Here is a 1,070-nt window from a genome sequence, read left to right as displayed (position 1 = left end):
GCTGAATTTACAATCCAAGTGCAACAAAAAAAGAAGTACTCATCAACTAGAATATAATTTTGTTTCCACACAAAAACCATTTCCAAATGATGAGTACTTCCTACCGACATCTTACAATAAACGAGCGAGAAAAGATAATGATTTTACTCGCACAGGGCAAAAAACAAGCAGAAATTGCCAAAGCACTGGGACGTAGCTCCAGCACCATTTCTCGCGAGCTGAAACGACACGCTCTAGAAAGCTACAGTGCAACGAACGCACAAAACAGCTATTTGAAGCATCGTCAAAATAGCAAAGCACAGCGCAAATTAGAGCAGCCTGAATATTTCAATTTGGTGCAAGAAAAGTTTCTGACAGAAAACTGGTCGCCCGAACAAATCAGCGCACGATTAAAATTGGAAAAATCTGAATTATCCATTAGTTATTCAACCATTTATCGTGGTATTTATTCAGGGTTGTTTGATATAGGCGAACGCAAAGCCAGTCGCAAACTGCGCCACAAAGGCAAAACACGGCATACAAAAAATCATCATGAAAAACGTGGCAAAATTCAGATATCCAACCATTTGAACGACCGTCCCATTTCGGCGCAAAATCGCAGTCGCTTTGGACATTGGGAAGCCGATACCGTACTGGGTAAAGCGGGTGGAGCTTGTTTGCTGACGCTGACGGAACGCAAAAGTCGTTTTGAGTTGGTGAAGAAAATTCCTGCCAAAAAAGCCGAAGCAGTCCAAAAAGCCATGATTGAATTGCTGGATTCACATATATTGCGGTCAATTACGCCAGACCGTGGTAAAGAATTTGCCCAACATCGTTTGGTAACAGAAGCACTGGGTGTAGAATTTTACTTCCCCGAGCCGCATCAACCGTGGACACGGGGAACGAATGAAAATACAAATGGGTTACTTCGTGAATACTTTCCGAAGCACCAAGACATCAATCAGTGGAGCGAAGTTGATATTCAACAGGTGATCAATAAACTGAATTTACGACCACGTAAATGTTTAGGTTGGAAAACACCTTATGAAGTTTACTTCAAAAAATCGTTGCACTTGGTTTGACAATTCAAG

General features: G+C 41.6%; 1 protein-coding gene. It reads left to right on the top strand.

Annotated features, from left to right (window positions below):
• The first annotated feature begins 86 nt into the window (after nt 1–86).
• The gene (locus ACJHX4_RS26715) at nt 87–1,061 is read left to right on the top strand and encodes an IS30-like element ISApl1 family transposase (RefSeq protein WP_012478345.1); all 975 of its coding nucleotides are present in this window, start codon (nt 87–89) and stop codon (nt 1,059–1,061) included.
• Nucleotides 1,062–1,070 lie beyond the last annotated feature (9 nt).

Origin of the sequence: Escherichia sp. WS2035, from assembly GCF_046487065.1 — a bacterium.
Taxonomy (GTDB): Bacteria; Pseudomonadota; Gammaproteobacteria; order Enterobacterales; family Enterobacteriaceae; genus Escherichia; species Escherichia coli.
This window is presented reverse-complemented; position numbering and strand designations above follow the sequence as displayed.

Excerpts from the sequence above, each read along its gene's own strand:
- ACJHX4_RS26715 (WP_012478345.1), top strand. The coding sequence starts at position 87 with ATGATGAGTACTTCCTACCGACATCTTACAATAAACGAGCGAGAAAAG.